This is a genomic window from Halomonas rhizosphaerae, from assembly GCF_030010555.1.
Taxonomy (GTDB): Bacteria; Pseudomonadota; Gammaproteobacteria; order Pseudomonadales; family Halomonadaceae; genus Halomonas; species Halomonas rhizosphaerae.
In genome coordinates this window covers 40,933-59,301 of sequence record NZ_JASCQP010000011.1, presented here as the reverse complement: position 1 = coordinate 59,301, position 18,369 = coordinate 40,933, and the positions used below count along the sequence as shown (strand labels likewise).

Annotated in this window: 19 protein-coding genes; 5 read left to right on the top strand and 14 right to left on the bottom strand. The window is 68.1% G+C overall.

The features are described 5' to 3' along the window. Nucleotides 1-14 precede the first annotated feature (14 nt). The 3 genes from dapD to QLQ83_RS03410 are packed head-to-tail and all read left to right on the top strand — an operon-like array spanning nucleotide 15 to nucleotide 2,593. A complete protein-coding gene (dapD, locus tag QLQ83_RS03420) occupies nucleotides 15-1,040 on the top strand; it encodes a 2,3,4,5-tetrahydropyridine-2,6-dicarboxylate N-succinyltransferase (protein WP_282734159.1) in 1,026 nt (341 codons plus the stop codon). Beyond that, the gene (dapE, locus tag QLQ83_RS03415; protein WP_282734158.1) at nucleotides 1,027-2,199 is read left to right on the top strand and encodes a succinyl-diaminopimelate desuccinylase; all 1,173 of its coding nucleotides are present in this window, start codon (nucleotides 1,027-1,029) and stop codon (nucleotides 2,197-2,199) included. Before dapD ends, dapE begins: the two co-directional genes overlap by 14 nt. A gap of 7 nt (nucleotides 2,200-2,206) precedes the next feature. Continuing rightward, entirely contained in the window at nucleotides 2,207-2,593 is a 387-nt protein-coding gene (locus QLQ83_RS03410) for a hypothetical protein (RefSeq protein WP_282734157.1), read from the top strand. A 73-nt stretch (nucleotides 2,594-2,666) separates the two neighbouring features. Here the strand turns inward: QLQ83_RS03410 and QLQ83_RS03405 are convergent, their stop codons facing one another. Further along, nucleotides 2,667-3,131 carry a cold-shock protein gene (locus QLQ83_RS03405; RefSeq protein ID WP_106231396.1) on the bottom strand — a complete coding sequence of 155 codons (465 nt, stop codon included), beginning with the start codon at nucleotides 3,129-3,131 and terminating at the stop codon, nucleotides 2,667-2,669. A 101-nt stretch (nucleotides 3,132-3,232) separates the two neighbouring features. On the opposite strand from QLQ83_RS03405, the gene QLQ83_RS03400 reads away from it, so the two are divergent. Further along, the gene (locus tag QLQ83_RS03400) at nucleotides 3,233-3,478 is read left to right on the top strand and encodes a SlyX family protein (RefSeq protein ID WP_282734156.1); all 246 of its coding nucleotides are present in this window, start codon (nucleotides 3,233-3,235) and stop codon (nucleotides 3,476-3,478) included. Between the two features lie 213 nt (nucleotides 3,479-3,691). On the opposite strand, the gene trxB is transcribed toward QLQ83_RS03400, so the two are convergent. Continuing rightward, on the bottom strand, nucleotides 3,692-4,642 hold the full coding sequence (gene trxB, locus QLQ83_RS03395) for a thioredoxin-disulfide reductase (protein WP_282734155.1): 951 nt from the start codon (nucleotides 4,640-4,642) through the stop codon (nucleotides 3,692-3,694). A 147-nt stretch (nucleotides 4,643-4,789) separates the two neighbouring features. Next, nucleotides 4,790-4,999: a CPXCG motif-containing cysteine-rich protein gene (locus QLQ83_RS03390; RefSeq protein ID WP_282734154.1), complete on the bottom strand. Its 210-nt coding sequence runs from the start codon at nucleotides 4,997-4,999 to the stop codon at nucleotides 4,790-4,792. Between the two features lie 184 nt (nucleotides 5,000-5,183). Here QLQ83_RS03390 and acnA point away from each other — a divergent pair, with 184 nt between their 5' ends. Next, nucleotides 5,184-7,928 (top strand): aconitate hydratase AcnA, encoded by a 2,745-nt coding sequence (gene acnA / locus QLQ83_RS03385; RefSeq protein WP_282734153.1) that lies wholly within the window; start codon nucleotides 5,184-5,186, stop codon nucleotides 7,926-7,928. Between the two features lie 154 nt (nucleotides 7,929-8,082). On the opposite strand, the gene QLQ83_RS03380 is transcribed toward acnA, so the two are convergent. The 11 genes from QLQ83_RS03380 to radC all read right to left on the bottom strand — a co-directional run bounded on the left by QLQ83_RS03380 (nucleotide 8,083) and on the right by radC (nucleotide 18,307). Next, a complete protein-coding gene (locus tag QLQ83_RS03380; protein ID WP_282734152.1) occupies nucleotides 8,083-8,475 on the bottom strand; it encodes a cupin domain-containing protein in 393 nt (130 codons plus the stop codon). Between the two features lie 151 nt (nucleotides 8,476-8,626). Further along, nucleotides 8,627-10,306, bottom strand: coding sequence for an NAD-dependent malic enzyme (locus tag QLQ83_RS03375; protein WP_282734151.1), 1,680 nt, complete (start codon nucleotides 10,304-10,306; stop codon nucleotides 8,627-8,629). Between the two features lie 133 nt (nucleotides 10,307-10,439). Next, nucleotides 10,440-11,648, bottom strand: a complete 1,209-nt coding sequence (locus QLQ83_RS03370; protein WP_282734150.1) for a YeeE/YedE family protein — start codon at nucleotides 11,646-11,648, stop codon at nucleotides 10,440-10,442. 166 nt (nucleotides 11,649-11,814) lie between these two features. Then, entirely contained in the window at nucleotides 11,815-12,840 is a 1,026-nt protein-coding gene (trpS, locus tag QLQ83_RS03365) for a tryptophan--tRNA ligase (RefSeq protein ID WP_282734149.1), read from the bottom strand. Nucleotides 12,841-13,074: 234 nt separating this feature from the next. Then, the gene (ald, locus tag QLQ83_RS03360; RefSeq protein WP_282734148.1) at nucleotides 13,075-14,190 is read right to left on the bottom strand and encodes an alanine dehydrogenase; all 1,116 of its coding nucleotides are present in this window, start codon (nucleotides 14,188-14,190) and stop codon (nucleotides 13,075-13,077) included. 229 nt (nucleotides 14,191-14,419) lie between these two features. Further along, entirely contained in the window at nucleotides 14,420-14,740 is a 321-nt protein-coding gene (locus tag QLQ83_RS03355; RefSeq protein WP_282734147.1) for a putative signal transducing protein, read from the bottom strand. 6 nt (nucleotides 14,741-14,746) lie between these two features. Next, on the bottom strand, nucleotides 14,747-15,943 hold the full coding sequence (locus tag QLQ83_RS03350) for a class I SAM-dependent rRNA methyltransferase (protein ID WP_282734146.1): 1,197 nt from the start codon (nucleotides 15,941-15,943) through the stop codon (nucleotides 14,747-14,749). A 50-nt stretch (nucleotides 15,944-15,993) separates the two neighbouring features. Then, nucleotides 15,994-16,818 (bottom strand): bifunctional DNA-formamidopyrimidine glycosylase/DNA-(apurinic or apyrimidinic site) lyase, encoded by an 825-nt coding sequence (gene mutM / locus QLQ83_RS03345; protein WP_282734145.1) that lies wholly within the window; start codon nucleotides 16,816-16,818, stop codon nucleotides 15,994-15,996. A 94-nt stretch (nucleotides 16,819-16,912) separates the two neighbouring features. Then, the gene (gene rpmG / locus QLQ83_RS03340) at nucleotides 16,913-17,068 is read right to left on the bottom strand and encodes a 50S ribosomal protein L33 (protein WP_089712818.1); all 156 of its coding nucleotides are present in this window, start codon (nucleotides 17,066-17,068) and stop codon (nucleotides 16,913-16,915) included. Nucleotides 17,069-17,094: 26 nt separating this feature from the next. After that, nucleotides 17,095-17,331, bottom strand: a complete 237-nt coding sequence (rpmB, locus tag QLQ83_RS03335; RefSeq protein WP_040184989.1) for a 50S ribosomal protein L28 — start codon at nucleotides 17,329-17,331, stop codon at nucleotides 17,095-17,097. A 301-nt stretch (nucleotides 17,332-17,632) separates the two neighbouring features. Then, a complete protein-coding gene (radC, locus tag QLQ83_RS03330; RefSeq protein ID WP_282734144.1) occupies nucleotides 17,633-18,307 on the bottom strand; it encodes a RadC family protein in 675 nt (224 codons plus the stop codon). Between the last annotated feature and the right edge of the window lie 62 nt (nucleotides 18,308-18,369).

Sequence of the window (18,369 nt, the reverse complement as noted above, 5' to 3'; positions counted from 1 at the left end):
AGGACACCACCCCCATGCTGAGCTTTGCACTCGGAATCGGCACCCAGAATACCCAGGGCGACTGGCTGGAGATCTACTATCCGGCCCCGCTGCTCGACCCCGACGCCGGCCTGGTGGCCGCTGCCGCCAAGGTGCTCGATGCCCCCGACGGCAACGCCGCGGTCAGCTTCCTGCCCGAGCAGTGCGGCGAGCTGGCCGGCGCGCTGAAGGCCGCCGGCCACGAGGAGCAGGCCGAACTGGCCGAGACCCTGGCCGCGAGCCGGCGCCCGCTGGTGGCCATGTTCCTGGACGTGGACACCCCGCCCCAGAGCGCCCCGGAGGTCTACCTCAAGCTGCACCTGCTCTCCCACCGCCTGGTGAAGCCCCACGGCCTGGACCTCACCGGCATGTTCGGCCTGCTGCGCAACATCGCCTGGACCAGTGAGGGGGCGATCGACATCGAGGAGTTGCCGGCCCGCCGTCTCAAGGCCCGCCTGGAAGGGCGTCCGCTCTCCGTGGACTGCGTCGACAAGTTCCCCAAGATGACCGACTACGTTGTGCCCGGCGGCGTACGCATCGGCGACACCGCCCGGGTGCGCCTGGGCGCCTACCTCGGCGAGGGCACCACGGTGATGCACGAGGGCTTCGTCAACTTCAACGCCGGCACCGAGGGGCCGGGCATGATCGAGGGTCGCATCTCCGCTGGCGTGATGGTCGGCAAGGGCTCGGACCTCGGTGGTGGCTGCTCCACCATGGGCACCCTTTCCGGCGGCGGCAACATCGTCATCAAGGTGGGCGAGGGCTGCCTGATCGGCGCCAATGCCGGCATCGGCATCCCGCTGGGCGACCGCTGCACCGTGGAGGCCGGCCTCTACATTACCGCCGGTGCCAAGGTCACCCTGCTCGACGACCAGGGCCAGGAGGTCAAGACCGTGGCCGCCCGCGAACTGGCCGGCCAGGACGACCTGCTGCTGCGCCGCAACTCGCAGAACGGGCGCATCGAGTGCCTCACCAACAAGAGCGCCATCGCGCTCAATGAGGCGCTGCATGCCAACAATTGAGCCGCCCGCGCTCTCCCCGACCCTGGCGCTGGCCTTCGAGCTCATCCGGCGCCCCTCGGTGACCCCGGATGACCTGGGCTGCCAGGACCTGATGGTCGAGCGCCTCGAGGCGCTCGGCTTCCGGGTCGAGCGCCTGCCCTTCGGCGACGTGGAGAACGTCTGGGCGACCCGCGGCCACCATGGGCCACTGCTGGCCTTCGCCGGGCACACCGACGTGGTCCCCAGCGGCCCCCATACCCGCTGGGACTTCCCGCCCTTCGAGCCGTGCATCGATGAGGCGGGCATGCTGCGGGGCAGAGGCGCCGCCGACATGAAGGGCAGCCTGGCGGCGATGGTCACCGCGGTGGAGCGCTTCGTCGCGGCTCATCCGGACCACCACGGGCGCATCGGCTTTTTGATCACCTCCGACGAGGAGGGACCGGCGGTGGATGGCACCCGGGCCGTGGTCGAGCACCTGCGCGAGGCCCACGAGCGGCTCGACTACTGCATCGTCGGCGAGCCCTCCTCCACCGACCGCCTCGGGGACGTGATCAAGAACGGTCGACGCGGCTCGCTGGGCGGGGTGCTGCACATCAGGGGCATCCAGGGCCACGTGGCCTACCCGCACCTGGCGCGCAACCCCATCCACCAGGCGCTGCCGGCGCTGGACGCCCTGGCGCGGGAGCACTGGGACGCCGGCAACGCCTTCTTCCCCGCCACCAGCTTCCAGGTCTCCAATATCCGCGCGGGGACCGGCGCCACCAACGTCATCCCCGGCGACGTCGAGGTGGTATTCAACTTCCGCTTCTCCACCGAGGTGACCCACGAGCAGCTGAAGCAACGCACCGAGGCGCTGCTGGAGGCCCATGGCCTCGACTATCACCTGGACTGGACGCTCAACGGCGACCCCTTCCTCACTGCCGAGGGCGAACTCGTGGAGGCCGCCGTCACCGGCGTCGAGGATGCCCTGGGACACCGCCCCGAGCTTTCCACCGCCGGTGGCACGTCCGACGGGCGCTTCATCGCCACCCTGGGCAGCCAGGTGGTCGAGCTTGGCCCCTGCAACGCCACCATCCACCAGGTCAACGAGCGAGTGCTGGCCTCGGATCTCGACGACCTCAGCCGGGTCTATGAGGCGATTCTCGCCAGACTCTTCGTCAACGGCACGGCACGGCCCTGAGGCGCCCATGCAATCCTATCCCGATATCGAGATCTACCTGGCCCACTGCGACATCGCGCGTCTGGATGCCTGGCTCCGGCAGGCCATCGGCGCCGGGCCGCTCTCGCCCGCCGGCAAGCGCCAGTGGCGCACCCTCGGCCACGCGGCGGCCGGCGAGGTGCCCGTGCTGGTGGTGGAGAAGGCCGCCGACGGCTTCGCCAGCCTGTGGCTCGACAGCCCCGAGACGCCCTGGGCGACCGACACGGCGTGTGCCCGGGAGGCCGCCGCCCGGCTGGGCTGCGAGGTACGCTGCTCGCTGGGTGGCTGGCAGCCCGGCGACGACCCGGACCGTTTCCTGCAGGTGCTGCCCGACGGCACCGAGCAGCCGATCGACTGGCCCGACTCCGGCCAGTGATCCCCCGGAACGACAACGCCCCGCGCACTCTACCAGAGCGTGCGGGGCGTCGGGCCGACGGATCGCGAGGGATTCAGGTGATGACGGTGACGTCGTCGGCCTGCAGCCCTCGCTCGTTCTGGATGACGTGGTAGCGCACCTTCTGCCCCTCGGCCAGGGTACGATGCCCCCGCCCGCGGATGGCACGGAAGTGCACGAAGACATCCTCCCCGTCGTCACGGGTAATGAAGCCGTACCCCTTGTTGACGTTGAACCACTTGACCTCGCCGATCTCGCGATCGTCATCCTCGACCTCGGCCAGGTTGACCAGCTGGGGCGTCAGGGCGTTGACCGCCAGGGTGGCGACCAGCAGCACCAGGAAGACCGCGGCGGCGGCGGCGAAATAGACCACGGCCACGCCGCCGACCTGGAGGCTGGAAAACAGCTCACGGGACAGCACGCCGCCGGTGAGATGGACGAACAGGGCAATCAGCAGCGGGGCCGGCGCGGCCAGCAGCAGGCTGATGAGACTGCAACGAAACACGACCTTTCGATTCATGGACCTGTAAAACTCTCTTGTCGGGGTGAAAGGAAGGAAGAAACCATCATGATCATGAAGGTGCCACGATGAACGGCGACACCCAGCGCGAGGATTCTACCATGAGCACCGATACGACGCCTGCCGAGCTGGCACGGCGCCTCGAGGCCCTGGAGAGCCGCATCGCCTACCAGGAGCACTGGCTCGACACCCTGGACGCGGCCGTGGCCGGCCAGGAGCAGCGACTGTCACGCCTCGAGCGGCTCAATGCGCTGATGAAGGAACGACTGCGCGACCAGCAACGGGCGCTGCAGGAGCACGACACGGCGACGCCTCGCCCCGAGGACGAGCTGCCGCCGCACTACTAGCCATATACGCCGAGCGCCGAGCGCCGAGCGCCGAGCGCCGAGCGCCGAGCGCCGAGCGCCGAGCGCCGCAGAATGATCGCTGACACCTAGCTTGTGTCAACAATTGACCCCGTTGGCTTTCACCACCAACGGGGCCAATCTTGTTTCAGCACCAACAACCCTGTTCGCCCTTGTCAGCTGGGCGCTTGCGACTTGGCGCTGCCCGAAGGGCGCTTACAGCTCGTCCAGGTAGCGCTCGGCGTCCAGCGCGGCCATGCAGCCGGTACCGGCAGAAGTCACGGCCTGGCGGTAGACATGATCCATCACGTCGCCGGCGGCGAACACACCCGGCACGCTGGTCGCGGTGGCGTTGCCGTCGAGGCCGGACTGGACCCTGATATAGCCGCCGGCCATCTCGAGCTGGCCCTCGAAGATACCGGTGTTGGGGCTGTGGCCGATGGCGATGAACAGTCCCGGGGCCGCGATCTCCTGGGTGCTGCCATCCACGGTGGACTTGAGGCGCACCCCGGTCACGCCGCTGTTGTCGCCCAGCACCTCGTCCAGGGTCTGGTTCCACTCCAGCACCACGTTGCCGTTCTCGGCCTTCTCGAACAACTTGTCCTGGAGGATCTTCTCGGCACGCAGGCTGTCCCGGCGGTGCACCAGGGTCACCTTCGAGGCGATGTTGGAGAGGTAGAGCGCCTCCTCCACGGCGGTATTGCCGCCGCCCACCACGACCACCTCTTGGTTGCGGTAGAAGAAACCGTCGCAGGTCGCACAAGCCGAGACCCCCTGCCCCATGAACTTCTGCTCCGACTCGAGGCCCAGGTAGCGGGCGCTGGCGCCAGTGGCGATGATCAGGGCGTCACAGGTGTAGGTGCCATTGTCGCCCTTGAGCGTGAAGGGGCGCTGGCGCAGTTCCACCTCGTGGACATGGTCGAAGAGCACCTCGGTATCGAAGCGCTCGGCATGGCGCTTCATGCGCTCCATCAGCTCGGGGCCCTGGACGCCGGACTCGTCCCCTGGCCAATTGTCCACATCGGTGGTGGTGGTCAGCTGGCCGCCGGCCTGGATGCCGGTGATCAGCAGGGGCTTCAGGTTGGCGCGGGCCGCATAGACGGCCGCGGTGTAACCGGCGGGGCCGGAGCCCAGGATGATCAGGCGTTCGTGACGCGCGTCGCTCATGAAATGACCTCGTGGAGTCGGGAATGGCGCAGTGGACTGGGCGATGCCGACACGAGCCGGCATGGCGCAGCCCGCGGCGAGGGCGCGGGGCTAGGATGCTGTCAGGCGAGGCGGAGCCCAGGCCCGAATCTCGCGGGTCGTGCCGGGCTAGAGCACATCGTCATCACGCCCCAGGTCGAGGGAGACCAGCTCGCCACTGGCCGGCGACACCTCGATGCGCAGCTGGATCGGCGCACAGCACTGCGGGCAGTCCTCCCAGGTGGCATGACTGCCCTGGGAGAGGTCGACCAGCAGTTCGAACGGCGTATCGCAGTAGGGGCAGTGCACTGCCCGCGACTCGAGCTCTTCCTCGTGCATCCGGCCTCCCGTGACCATCATGCCGTATTGCAGCAATATGCGGGGGCGGGGCCGGCATTTCAAGGGCACCCGATCGGCACGCTCCCAGGCGGCGCTTGAAAAGGCCAACTATCATGACCATGTCATCAGCAAGGTGCCAGGATGGTGCCCTCACTCCCCGCGATGCGAAAGGAGGACAGACAGCATGAGCAACGAGTCCACACCGGATACCCTGCAGACGCTGGACGCCGGCGGCACGACCTACCACTACCACAGCCTGGCGAAGGCCGCCGACGCACTGGGCAACATCGACCGCCTGCCCAAGACCCTGAAGATCCTGCTGGAGAACCAGCTGCGCTTCGCCGATGACGAGAGCGTCTCCCGCGAGGACATGCAGGCGCTGGTCGACTGGCAGCAACAGGGACACTCCGACCGCGAGATCGGCTATCGCCCGGCGCGGGTGCTGATGCAAGACTTCACCGGCGTGCCCGGGGTCGTCGACCTGGCCTCCATGCGCGCCGCGGTGGAATCCCTCGGCGAGGATCCGGCCCGCATCAACCCGCTGTCGCCGGTGGACCTGGTCATCGACCACTCGGTGATGGTCGACAAGTTCGGCAACCCCACGGCGTTCAAGGACAACGTGGCCATCGAGATGGAACGCAACCACGAGCGCTACGAGTTCCTGCGCTGGGGCCAGCAGGCCTTCGACAACTTCCGCGTGGTGCCGCCCGGCACCGGCATCTGCCACCAGGTCAACCTCGAGTACCTGGGCAGGACCGTCTGGACGAAAGAGCAGGACGGCAGGACGCTGGCCTACCCGGATACCCTGGTGGGCACCGACTCCCACACCACCATGATCAACGGCCTGGGCGTGCTCGGCTGGGGCGTGGGCGGCATCGAGGCCGAAGCCGCCATGCTGGGCCAGCCGGTCTCCATGCTGATTCCCGAGGTAGTGGGCTTCAAGCTCACCGGCAAGCTGCGCGAGGGCATCACCGCCACCGACCTGGTGCTGACGGTGACCCAGATGCTGCGCAATCACGGCGTGGTGGGCAAGTTCGTCGAGTTCTATGGCGATGGCCTCAAGGACCTGCCGCTGGCCGACCGCGCCACCATCGCCAACATGGCCCCGGAGTACGGCGCCACCTGCGGCTTCTTCCCGGTGGACGACGAGACGCTGACCTACATGCGCCTCACCGGCCGCGAGGACGCCCAGCTGGCACTGGTGGAGGCCTACAGCAAGGCCCAGGGGCTGTGGCGCGAGCCCGGCGACGAGCCGGTCTTCAGCGACACCCTGGCGCTGGACATGACCGAGGTCGAGGCCAGCCTGGCGGGCCCCAAGCGGCCCCAGGACCGGGTGGCGCTCAAGGACATGAAGTCGGTCTTCGCCAAGGTCATGGAAGACGACGGCAAGCCGCTCTCCACCACCGAGAAGGGCAAGCTGATGTCCGAGGGCGGCCAGACTGCCGTGGGCGTCGAGGAGAGCTACGAACACCATGACAGCAAGGACGTGGACCTCGACGGCGAGGCCTTCCGGCTGAATCCGGGGGCCGTGGTGATCGCCGCCATCACCTCCTGCACCAACACCTCCAACCCCAGCGTGATGATGGCCGCCGGCCTGCTGGCCCGGAAGGCCCGCGAGAAGGGCCTGCACACCAAGCCCTGGGTGAAGACCTCCCTGGCACCGGGGTCCAAGGTGGTCACCGACTACCTGGTCGCCGGCGGTGTGCAGGATGACCTGAATGCCCTGGGCTTCAACCTGGTGGGCTATGGCTGCACCACCTGCATCGGCAACTCCGGCCCCCTGGCGGGCCCCATCGAGGAGGCCATCGAGGAGGGCGACCTGACCGTGGCCTCGGTGCTCTCCGGCAACCGCAACTTCGAGGGCCGGGTGCACCCGCTGGTCAAGACCAACTGGCTGGCCTCGCCGCCGCTGGTGGTGGCCTATGCCCTGGCCGGCAACGTCCAGCTCGACCTGACCCGTGATCCCCTGGGCATCGACCATCACGGCAAGCCGGTCTATCTCAGGGACCTCTGGCCCAGCCAGGCGGAGATCGCCGAGGCCGTGGAGCAGGTCAACACCGCCATGTTCCGCAAGCAGTATGCCGAGGTGTTCGACGGCGACGAGGTCTGGCAGGCCATCGAGGTGCCGCAGAGCAAGGTCTACCAGTGGTCAAAGGACTCCACCTACATCCAGCATCCCCCCTTCTTCGAGGGCATGGGACGCACGCCTCCCGCCATCGAGGACGTCAAGGACGCCCGGGTACTCGCCATGCTGGGCGATTCCGTGACCACCGACCATATCTCGCCGGCCGGCGCCATCAAGCCCGACAGCCCCGCCGGGCGCTACCTTCAGGAGCGGGGCGTGAAGCCGGTGGACTTCAACTCCTACGGGTCGCGTCGCGGCAACCACGAGGTGATGATGCGCGGCACCTTCGCCAACGTGCGCATCAGGAACGAGATGCTCGATGGCGTGGTCGGCGGCGAGACCCGCCATGTGCCCTCCGGTGAGCAGATGGCGATCTACGACGCCGCCATGACGTACCAGCAGGAGGGGACGCCGCTGGTGGTGATCGCCGGCAAGGAGTACGGCACGGGCTCCTCCCGCGACTGGGCCGCCAAGGGCACCCGCCTGCTCGGCGTGCGAGCGGTACTGGCCGAGTCCTATGAGCGCATCCACCGCTCCAACCTGATCGGCATGGGCGTGGTCCCGCTGCAGTTCCCGGAAGGCGAGAGCCGCAAGACGCTGGGCCTGACCGGCGACGAGACAGTCTCCATCGAGGGGCTCAGTGAGCTCACACCGGGCGGCAAGGTCAAGGTGACCATCGCCTCCGACAAGGGCGAGAAGACGCTCGAGGCGCTGTGCCGCATCGATACCGCCAACGAGCTGGAGTACTACCGCCACGGCGGCATCCTCCACTACGTGCTGCGCAAGATGATCGGGTCGGCATGACAGGGGCACCCTGATCAGGACGACACAAGCGGCCCGATCATCAGCCACTGACCGAAAGGCCCCACCGGTTTCCCGGTGGGGCCTTCGCCTCTGTGACCTTCCTCTCGCTGCAGGGCTAGCGAACCCCACCGCCCCTCATGTCACTCGGGTGGCACTAGCGCCCGGGGGCATAAGGCTCGACCCTGTCCTGTTCCGCCGGATCGTTACGGGCGACGACGGCGCGGGCCGGCACCGTATCGCTGAGGTTGATGGCCTCGTGGGGCACACCCGGAGGGATGAACAGGAAATCCCCGGCCTCGCTGATCGTCTCTCGCTCGAGCGACGCGCCCCAGCGCGTGCACACCCGGCCCTCCAGCACATAGATGCCGGTTTCATAGCCGACATGGAGATGAGGATCGGCACGTCCACCCGGCGGAATGACCACCAGGTGCATGGACAGCCCCGTGGCACCCACGGTCTGCCCCGAGATGCCGACGAAGTAGGGCAGACGCTGCCGGGTCATCACCTCGTGTTCCGGACGAATCCCCTTGACCGTCGATGCTGTCATTGCCGACCTCCCTGCGCCGCGTTGATAACCCATCTGCGCGGAGTATAGGCGCGCAATGACAGTCCCTGCCGCCCCCGTGTGCTCTTGTCGTGTGTCACAACAGGGCCCGGGCGGGGCAAACCGCCCGGGCCCTGTTGTGGTTGTGGCAAGCTCAGAAGGAGCGGCGACGGTAGCGCCGGTACTCCGGCGTCCAGCTGCTGCGCTCGATGGCCTCCCGCAGCTTGATGCCGTTGGTCTTCAGCGCCACGCCCTCGCCCTGGGCCTGGGCGGCCACGTCGAAGGCGATCGCCTTGGAGAGCTCGCGGATCTTGGAGAGCGGCGGCAGCAGGGCCCCCACCCCTTGCTTGACCAGCGGCGCCTCGCGCGCCAGCGCCCGGGACGAGGCCATCAGCATGGCATCGGTGACACGCCTAGCCCCGGCGGCCACCACGCCCAGGCCGATCCCCGGAAAGATGTAGGCGTTGTTGCACTGGGCGATGGGGATGCGGCGGCCGCCGTACTCCACCGGCGGGAAGGGGCTGCCGGTGGCCACCAGGGCCTGGCCATCGGTCCAGCGGATCACGTCCTCCGGCACGGCCTCGGCTCGGGAGGTGGGATTGGAGAGCGGCATGATCAGCGGCATCTCGCAGCCCGCGTGCATGGCACGCACCACCTCCTCGGTGAAGATGCCCGGCATGCCGCAGACCCCGATCAGTACCGTGGGCTCGATCCATCGCACCACCTCGAGCAGCGACTGGCCGCCCCAGTCGGCCACCATCTCGGGGTCGTGGGCCAGGCGGCCCTGGAAGTCGCGAAGCCAGGTCTGTTCGGAGGTAACCAGCCCCTCGCGGTCGACCATGTAGATGCGCGAGCGCGCCTCCCGCTCGGTCAGACCCTCGGCCTGCATGGTCACCACCACCTGCTCGGCGATGCCACAGCCGGCCGACCCGGCCCCCACGAAGACCACCTTCTGCTGGCCGATACCCTCGTCGCGGGCCTGGCAGGCGGCCATCAGGGTACCCACCACCACCGAGGCGGTCCCCTGGACGTCGTCGTTGAAGCAGCAGAGCTCGTCGCGATAGCGGTCGAGCAGCGGCAGGGCATTGGCCTGGGCGAAGTCCTCGAACTGCAGCAGCACCCCCGGCCAGCGCCGCTTCACCGCGGCGATGAACTCCGCCATGAAGGCATCGTACTCCTCCTGGGAGACCCGCGGGTGGCGCCAGCCCATGTACATGGGATCGTCGAGCAGCGCCTGGTTGTTGGTCCCCACGTCGAGCATGATCGGCTGGGTGTAGGCCGGGCTGATGCCGCCGCAGGCGGTATAGAGCGCCAGCTTGCCGATGGGAATGCCCATGCCGCCGATGCCCTGGTCACCGAGCCCCAGGATGCGTTCACCGTCGGTGACCACGATCACCTTGACCTTGTCCTTGGTGGAGCTGCGCAGGATGTCATCCATGCGGTCGCGGTCCGGGTAGGCGATGAACAGCCCCCGGTGGTTGCGGTAGATGTTGGAGAACTCCTCGCACGCCTTGCCCACCGTAGGGGTATAGATGATCGGCAGCATCTCCTCGAGGTGCTCCGCGACCAGCCGGTAGTAGAGGGTCTCGTTGTCGTCCTGGATGGCGCGCAGGTAGACGTGCTTGTCCAGGTCGTTTCGGCACTGCCTGTACTGGCGATAGGCCCGTTCCGCCTGCTCCTCGATGGTCTCCACATTCTGCGGCAGCAGGCCGATCAGGTTGAACTCCAGGCGCTCCTCGCGGGTGAAGGCACTGCCCTTGTTGAGCAGCGGCATCTCGAGCAGCGGCGGGCCGGCATAGGGAATATAGAGGGGACGCTTTTGGTCGATGGTCATCTCTCGCCTCGATACGGTGACTGGAACGGGCCGTTGGCGCTCTGTCGGCACCTTGCCGCCAACTCTAGCACGCCGCAAACGACGGCGCCCCGGCCTGGGGCCGGGGCGCCTGTCTCGCGGTCTGCCATGCGGCTCAGCAACCCTTCGCCGCGGGCAGCCGGCCTGCCTCGCCCTGGAAGAAGAAGGGACGCAGCTTCACTCCGAGCATGTTGCCGGCGAAGGCGGCCACCAGCCACACCCAGCCATGCAGGCTGCCCGAGGCGATGCCGCTGAAGTAGGCGCCGATGTTACAGCCGAAGGCCAGGCGGGCCCCGTAGCCAAGCATCAGGCCGCCGATCACCGCCGCCAGCACCGACTTCGCCGGGATACGGAAGTTGGGCGCGAACTTGCCGGCCAGCGACGCTGCCACCAGCGCCCCGAGCAGGATGCCGATGTTCATCACGCTGGTGATGTCGCGCCAGAGGGTGGCCTCCAGGGCGGCCGCATTCCACGATGACTGCCAGTAGCCCCACTGGCTGACGTCGCCACCGAGGGCCTCGAAGCCCTTGGCCCCCCACAGCGCGAAGGCAGAGGTGATCCCCCAGGGGCGACCCGCCAGTGCCAGGGTGGCGAAGTTGAGCAGGGCCAGGGCCACGGCCCCGGCCAGCAGCGGCCAGGGACCGGTGAGCCAGCGGCTGCTGCCGGCATCGATCGTCGGGGTCGGCTCCAGTTCGCCGTGGCGGCGCCTCTCCATCACCACGGTGAAGGCGGCGATAGCGGCGAACAGCGCCAGGCTGATGGCGATCCCGCCCCCGGCGCCGGCGGTCTTGACCAGTGACACCGGCTGGAAGGCAGGCAGGCCCTGCCACCAGGTGAAGTGGGCGGTGCCGATCAGCGAGCCGACGATGAAGAACAGCAGGGTGATCAACATGCGGGCATTGCCACCGCCGGCGGTGAACAGGGTCCCCGAGGCGCACCCGCCGCCGAGTTGCATGCCCACGCCGAACAGGAAGGCGCCGACCACCACCGAGATACCGATGGGGGCCACGAAGCCGTTCACCGACTGGCCGAAGAGACTGCCCGCACCCAGCGCCGGGAAGAACAGCAACACGGCGAGGGTCAGCATCACCATCTGGGCACGCAGGCCGCGGCCACGCCGCTCGGTGATGAAGACCCGCCAGGCGGCAGTGAAGCCGAAGGCGGCATGGTAGAGCACCATGCCCAGCAGGCCCCCCACCACCATCAGGGCACCGAGGCGTGCGCCGAAGGCGGCGCCCACGGCCAGGGCGCCCAGCAGCAAGGCACCGGCCGCCACGGCGGAGACGGGTAGGCGGGAGCGCTGGGTCAGGGCGAGTTCACTCATGGCGTGCTCTCTCGAAGTCATCAGGGGCATGACGCCCGGTAGACCGGGCATGATAGCCACTCTCAAAAAGCACGTAAAAGCATTTAAAAGAAATGATCAATAGCTTTAAAGAATAAGAGTCATCCCTCAACGACCACAGGCGCTATCGGCATGCTGCGGCCGCGACTCAGACGAAGCGCCCCAGCCCCGCCGCCTGGCGCAGGCGATCCATGAGGGGCGCCGCCTCGGCACGGGCCCGCTCGGCCCCCTTGATCAGCACCTGCTCGATATGGCCGGGGTCCTCCATCAGCGCCTGGTAGCGCTCGCGAGGCTCGCGCAGCTGTTCGTTGAGCAACTCGAACACGCGGTTCTTGGCCTCGCCCCAGCCGATGCCATTGGCGTACTCGGTGCGCATGGCCTCGGTCTGGCCGACCGTGGCGAAGGCCGAGTAGATCTGGAACAGGGTACAGCTCGAGGGATCCTTGGGCTCGCCGGGCTCCAGGGAGTTGGTCTTGATCTTGCGCACCAGCTTCTGCAGCTTCTTCTCGGAGACGAACAGCGGGATGGTGTTGTTGTAGCTCTTGGACATCTTGCGGCCATCCAGGCCGCCCAGGACCTCCACCCGCTCGTCCACCACGGCATCGGGCAGGGTGAAGTACTGCCCCTTGTAGAGGTGGTTGAAGCGTCCGGCGATATCGCGGGCCATCTCGATGTGCTGTATCTGGTCGCGGCCCACCGGCACCTTGTTGGCATTGAACATCAGGATGTCGGCGGCCATCAGCACCGGGTAGCCGAACAGCCCCATGGTGATGCCCTTGTCCGGGTCCTGGTTGCCGGCGGCCTCATTCTCGGCTACCGCCGCCTTGTAGGCATGGGCGCGGTTCATCAGCCCCTTGGCGCAGACGCAGGAGAGCATCCAGGTGAGCTCGGTGATCTCGGGCACGTCCGACTGGCGATAGAAGATGGCGTTGTCGGTATCCAGGCCCAGCGCCAGCCAGGTGGCGGCGATCTCCAGGCGCGACTCCTGCACCCGGCGCGGATCCTGGCACTTGATGAGCGCGTGCAGGTCGGCGAGGAAGTAGTAGGACTGGACGCTCGGGTCCTGGCTCGCGGCGATGGCGGGCTTGATCGCCCCCACGTAGTTGCCCAGATGAGGGGTGCCGGTGGTGGTGATGCCGGTGAGAACCCGGGTCTTCTCGGAAGCTGCACTCATGGGGATAGCGGACTCTGCTGTTCGGAAATGGCCGCTATGGTAACGCGAGGCCCCGGTCAAGGCGACCGGGGCGAGCAAGGCTCCCCTAAGCGCGGCTTACTGGCGACAGCGCTGGGCGGAGGCGCTGTGCCCCCCTTCCCTGGGCGTTCCCATGTCCATCCTTGGAAAAGGACCTCCGCTTCGCCCTGCCGCCGGCGCCGCTCTGGCTCTTGGCCTCCAGCCAACGAGGCTGCCTTATTTCACCAAGCTGGCGGGATCGACACTCTCCAGGCCGAAGGCATCCGCCACCGCCTGGTAGGTCACCCGGCCGTCATGGACATTGAGCCCCGGCAGGAAATGCGGGTCATCGGCCAGGGCCTGCTGCCAGCCCTTGTCGGCCAGGGCGATCACGAACGGCAGGGTGGCATTGGTCAGCGCCTGGGTGGAGGTGCGCGCCACGGCGCCCGGCATGTTGGCCACGCAGTAGTGCACGATCCCGTCGACGATGTAGGTCGGGTCGGTATGGGTGGTGGCCCGGCTGGTCTCGAAGCAGCCGCCCTGGTCGATGGCCACGTCCACCAGCACGCTGCCGGGCTTCATCTCGGCGAGCATCTCGCGGGTGATCAGCTTGGGGGCGGCGGCTCCCGGGATCAGCACGGCACCCACGATCAGGTCGCACTCGCGCACCGCCTCGTCGATGGCATCGGCGGTGGAGAAGACCGTCTTCATGCGGCCCTGGTAGCGGTCGTCCAGGGTCTCGAGGCGCGGGATCGACTTGTCGAGCACCGTGACCTCGGCGCCGAGGCCCAGCGCCATGCGGGCGGCATTCTCGCCCACCACGCCGCCGCCGATCACGGCCACCTTGGCCGGCGCCACCCCGGGCACCCCGGGCAGCAGCACGCCGGCACCGCCCTGGGCCTTCTCCAGGCTGTGGGCGCCGGCCTGGATGGCCATGCGCCCTGCCACGGTGCTCATCGGCGCGAGCAGCGGCAGGCCGCCCTGGCGGTCGGTAATGGTCTCGTAGGCGATGCAGGTGGCGCCGCTCTCCATCAGGCCTCGGGTCAGCGTCTCCTCGGCGGCCAGGTGGAGATAGGTGAAGAGGGTCTGGCCGGCCTTGAGGCGTGCGACCTCCTCGGCCTGCGGCTCCTTGACCTTGAGGATCAGCTCGGCGCCCTCCCAGACCCTGGCCACGTCGGCCTCGAGGCGCGCCCCGGCGGCCTCATAGGCGGCGTCCGCGAAGCCGGCACCCTCGCCGGCGCCGGCCTGCACCGTGACCGTGTGGCCGCGACCGACCAGTTCCCGGGCCCCGGTGGGGGTCAGGGCAACGCGGTACTCGTGGTTCTTGATTTCCTTGGGCACGGCGATCTGCATGACGTTCTCCTGCACGCTGTTGTTGGGTGGCTTTCCTCCCCATTACAGCACAGGCAGTCCATACACGAAGAGTCCACGCAGAAGAACAAGAAATATCGACACCAAAGGGCTTTCTGTCCAGAAATTCTTCTTCTGGCCAGCATCCCTGCAGGAAACCCTGCCACCCCACCCCGAGGTGGCGATCCGGACGACGTCGATCATGGCAGAGTCCGTCGGGCCCCGGGCCGTCTCAGGGTTCTCGGCGGGTGCCACAGTTCCAGCAGGTATCGAAGGCGCCCTCGAGGCGCTCTCCGCACCCCGGGCAGGTCCATGCCGGGCGATCACTCGAGCCTTCCAGGGTCTGGCGGATCAGGGCCTCGGCCCTCGCGAGGTTGTGGGGCGCCACCCACACCTCCGGCTCACACTCCCCCAGCGGCAGCTCACCGGCGCCACCGCCCAGGGTCAGGTTGCGCAGCTCCGCGGGAATCCCGGCCGCGGTCAGCACGTTGTGCACGTGGCTGACCAGCAGCGCATTGGAGTGGGCGAAGGCGCGAACGTAGTCGGGGAGCACCGCGCGCTAGTCCCGGAAGACGCGCACGCCCAGGGCCTTGAGGTAGGACGTCTCGGGAATCGCCGGATGGACCGGGTGATCCGGCCCCTGGTGGCCCTGGAAGAGGATCTGGCCCTGGCGGTCCTGGTGACGCACCGCCCCGCGCACCACGTCCACCAGGCGCTCCGGGGCCAGGTGCATGGAACAGGAGGCCGAGAGCAGCAGGCCGTCGCGCCCCAGCAGGCGCATCGCCTCACGGTTGAGCTTGCCGTAGGCGCGCTCGCCGTTGGGGATGTCCTTGCGCTTGCGGATGAAAGCAGGCGGGTCGAGGATCACCACGTCGAACTCCTCGCCCTCGGCCTTGAGGGCCGCCAGGACCTCGAAGGCGTCGCCCTCGCCCACGGCCACCTGCTCGTGCAGCCCGTTCAGGGCGGCGTTCTCGGCGACCCGCTCCAGTGCCGGACCGGAGGCATCCACGCAGAGCACCTCGCGGGCGCCATTGGCCGCGGCCTGCACGCCCCACCCCCCCACGTAGCTGAACAGGTCCAGCACCCGCTTGCCGGCCACCAGGCCATTGAGCCAGGCCCGATTGACCCGGTGATCGAAGAACCAGCCGGTCTTCTGCCCGTCGAGCACCGGGGCAACGAACTGCACGCCGTTCTCCTCCAGCAGCACCTGGTCGGGCAACTCGCCCTTGACGACCTCGACGCCGGCCTCGAGGCCCTCCTGGCGGCGACCGCTGGTGTCGTTGCGCAGCACCACCGACGAGGGCGACAGCACCTTGTCCAGGGCGTCCAGGAGCTCGGGCAGCACCGCCTGCATGCCGGCGGTGTTGAGCTGCACGACCAGCACGTCACCGAAGCGGTCGATCACCAGCCCCGGCAGCAGGTCGCCCTCGCCGTGCACCAGGCGATAGAAGGGCTTGTCGTAGAGGCGCTGGCGCAGCGCCAGTGCCTGGTTGAGCCGGTGGACCAGCAGCGAGCGGTCGAGCCCCTGGGCCGGGTCGCGGGAGACCATGCGCGCGCAGATCAGCGAGTGCGGGTTGACGTAGGCCACGCCCATGGCCTTGCCGTTGGCGGCCTCGACCACTACCTGCGCCCCGGCCTCGATCTCCTTGAGCGGCGTGGCCTGGATGTCGATCTCGTTGGAGTAGAGCCACAGGTGGCCGGCCTTGAGCCGGCGGTCGGCGTTCTTCTTCAGGCGCAGTGAGCGAAGTGCGTTCATGGAACTGTCTCGTGAAAGGGTGGAGGGGCGTCGGCGGGGCCGCGCCGCCGTCAGGTCTGGCAGTGGCCGCAGAACACGCTGGCCCGCTGGCCCAGGGTCACCAGGCGCAGCTCGGCGCCGCAGCGCCGGCAGGGCTGGCCGTCGCGCCCGTAGACATTGAGGCGCTGCTTGAAGTAGCCCGGCTCACCGGTGCCGCCGACGAAGTCGCGCAGGGTGGTGCCGCCCTGGGTGATGGCGGCGGCCAGCACCTCGCGCACCGCCGCTGCGAGCCGCTCATAGCGCTCCCGGGAGATGCGCCCGGCGGCGCGCCGCGGGTCGATGCCGGCCAGGAACAGGGCCTCGGCGGCATAGATGTTCCCCACCCCCACCACCACGGCGTTGTCCATGAGGAAGGGCTTCACTGCCAGGCGGCGGCCGCGGGAGCGCGTGAAGAGGCGTTCGCCGTCGAAGGCCTCGGAGAGCGGCTCCGGCCCCAGCCGGGCCAGGCGCGAATCCTGCGCCGCGCTGCCGGCAAGCCAGTCGACGAAGCCGAAGCGGCGCGGATCGTGGTAGCGCAGGATGGCGCCGTCGTCGAGCACCAGGTCGAGATGGTCGTGCTTCTTCGGCAGCTCGCCCAGGCGGGACATGCGCAGGCTGCCGGACATGCCCAGGTGCCAGAGCAGGGTCCCCGACGCCTCGCCCTCGAGCGGCACCAGCAGGTACTTGGCACGCCGGGCAAGCACGCCGATGCGCGCCCCGACCAGCCGCTCGATGAGGTCCGTCGGCACAGGCACGCGCAGGCGTGCCTGGCGCACGATCACCTCAGTGATCTCACGGCCTTCCACATGGGGGGCGATGCCACGTCGGGTGGTCTCGACTTCGGGCAGCTCGGGCATGGTCTCGTCCGGAGGGGCAGTGATACGCAAGAACCCGACCATGGGGCCGGGTTCAGGCTGACAGGCTCCTGCCTGCGGCGGAAGCGACCAAGGCTTACTTGATCTTGCCTTCCTTGTACATCACGTGCTTGCGGACCACCGGGTCGAACTTCTTCATCTCGAGCTTGTCCGGGGTGTTCCGCTTGTTCTTATCGGTGGTGTAGAAGTGGCCGGTGCCGGCACTGGATATCATTCTGATCTTGTCACGCATGACAATTCTCTCCCCTGATGGATCGCTTAGACGGCTTCGCCGCGCTTGCGGATGTCGCCGAGCACCGCCTCGATGCCCTTCTTGTCGATGATGCGCATGCCCTTGGAGGAGACGCGCAGCTTGACGAAGCGCTTCTCGGACTCCACCCAGAACCGGTGGGAATGCAGATTCGGCACGAAACGACGGCGCGTCTTGCGCTGGGAGTGTGAAACGTTGTTACCAGTCACCGGGCGCTTGCCGGTAACCTGACATACTTTGGACATGAGAGCCTCCAACCGCTTGGCCAGGTGTTTAGACCTGAGTGTTCAAAACCTGTCGGGCAAACCGGGACGACCCCGTTGTCATTTGACCCAAGGGAATTCAAAGGCTGCACTTTATACCAGAGACCGCCGCATTCGGCAAGCGACGCGGCGATGATCCGACGGGGGCGTGACATGGCCTCGCGACACGCTTCGATGGCGCGGCAGGCGACGATGACAGGCGGGTGGCCCGTACCAAGGGGCCCAGCGCAGCCGGTGCGGCATTATAGCCAGCCGCGCGCGATTTTCCTATCCATCCCGGCCCTCACAACCATCCCCGCTCCGCGAAGGAGACCACCTCCCCGTCGCCCACCACGAAGTGGTCCAGCACGCGGACCTCGAAGAGCCCCAGCGCCTCACGCAGGCGCTCGGTGATGCGCCGGTCGGCATCGGAGGGTTCGGCCACGCCGGAGGGGTGGTTATGAGCGAAGATGATGGCGCCGGCCCCCAGTTCCAGGGCGCGGCGGGCCACCTCCCGAGGGTAGACCGAAGCGCTGTCCAGGGTGCCGCGGAACAGCGACTCGTAGCGGATCACGCGATGCTGGCTGTCGAGGAAGAGCGCGGCAAACTCCTCGTGGCCGAGATGGCGCAGCTGGGCAGCGAGGTAGGCACGCACCAGCGACGGCGAGGTGAGCGCATCGCCCCGGTCGAGCTGGCTGGCGAGATGCCGCCGCGACAGCTCCAGGGTGGCCTGGAGCTGGACGTACTTGGCCATGCCCATGCCGCGCTCGGCGCAGAAGCGTGCCTGGTCGGCCTCCAACAGCTGGCGAAGCCCGCCGAAGGCGGACAGCAGGTCTCTGGCCAGGTCCACCGCCGAGCGTCCCTCCACGCCGACGCGCAGGAAGATCGCCAGCAGTTCGGCATCGGAAAGCGCCTCCACCCCCAGCGCCAGCAGCTTCTCCCGGGGGCGCTCCCCCTCCGGCCAGTCCCGAATCGACATCCCTGCCTCCCTGCCTGACGCCCGTGACTGTCAGTGTAGACGGCGCGGCGGCTACGCAAGGT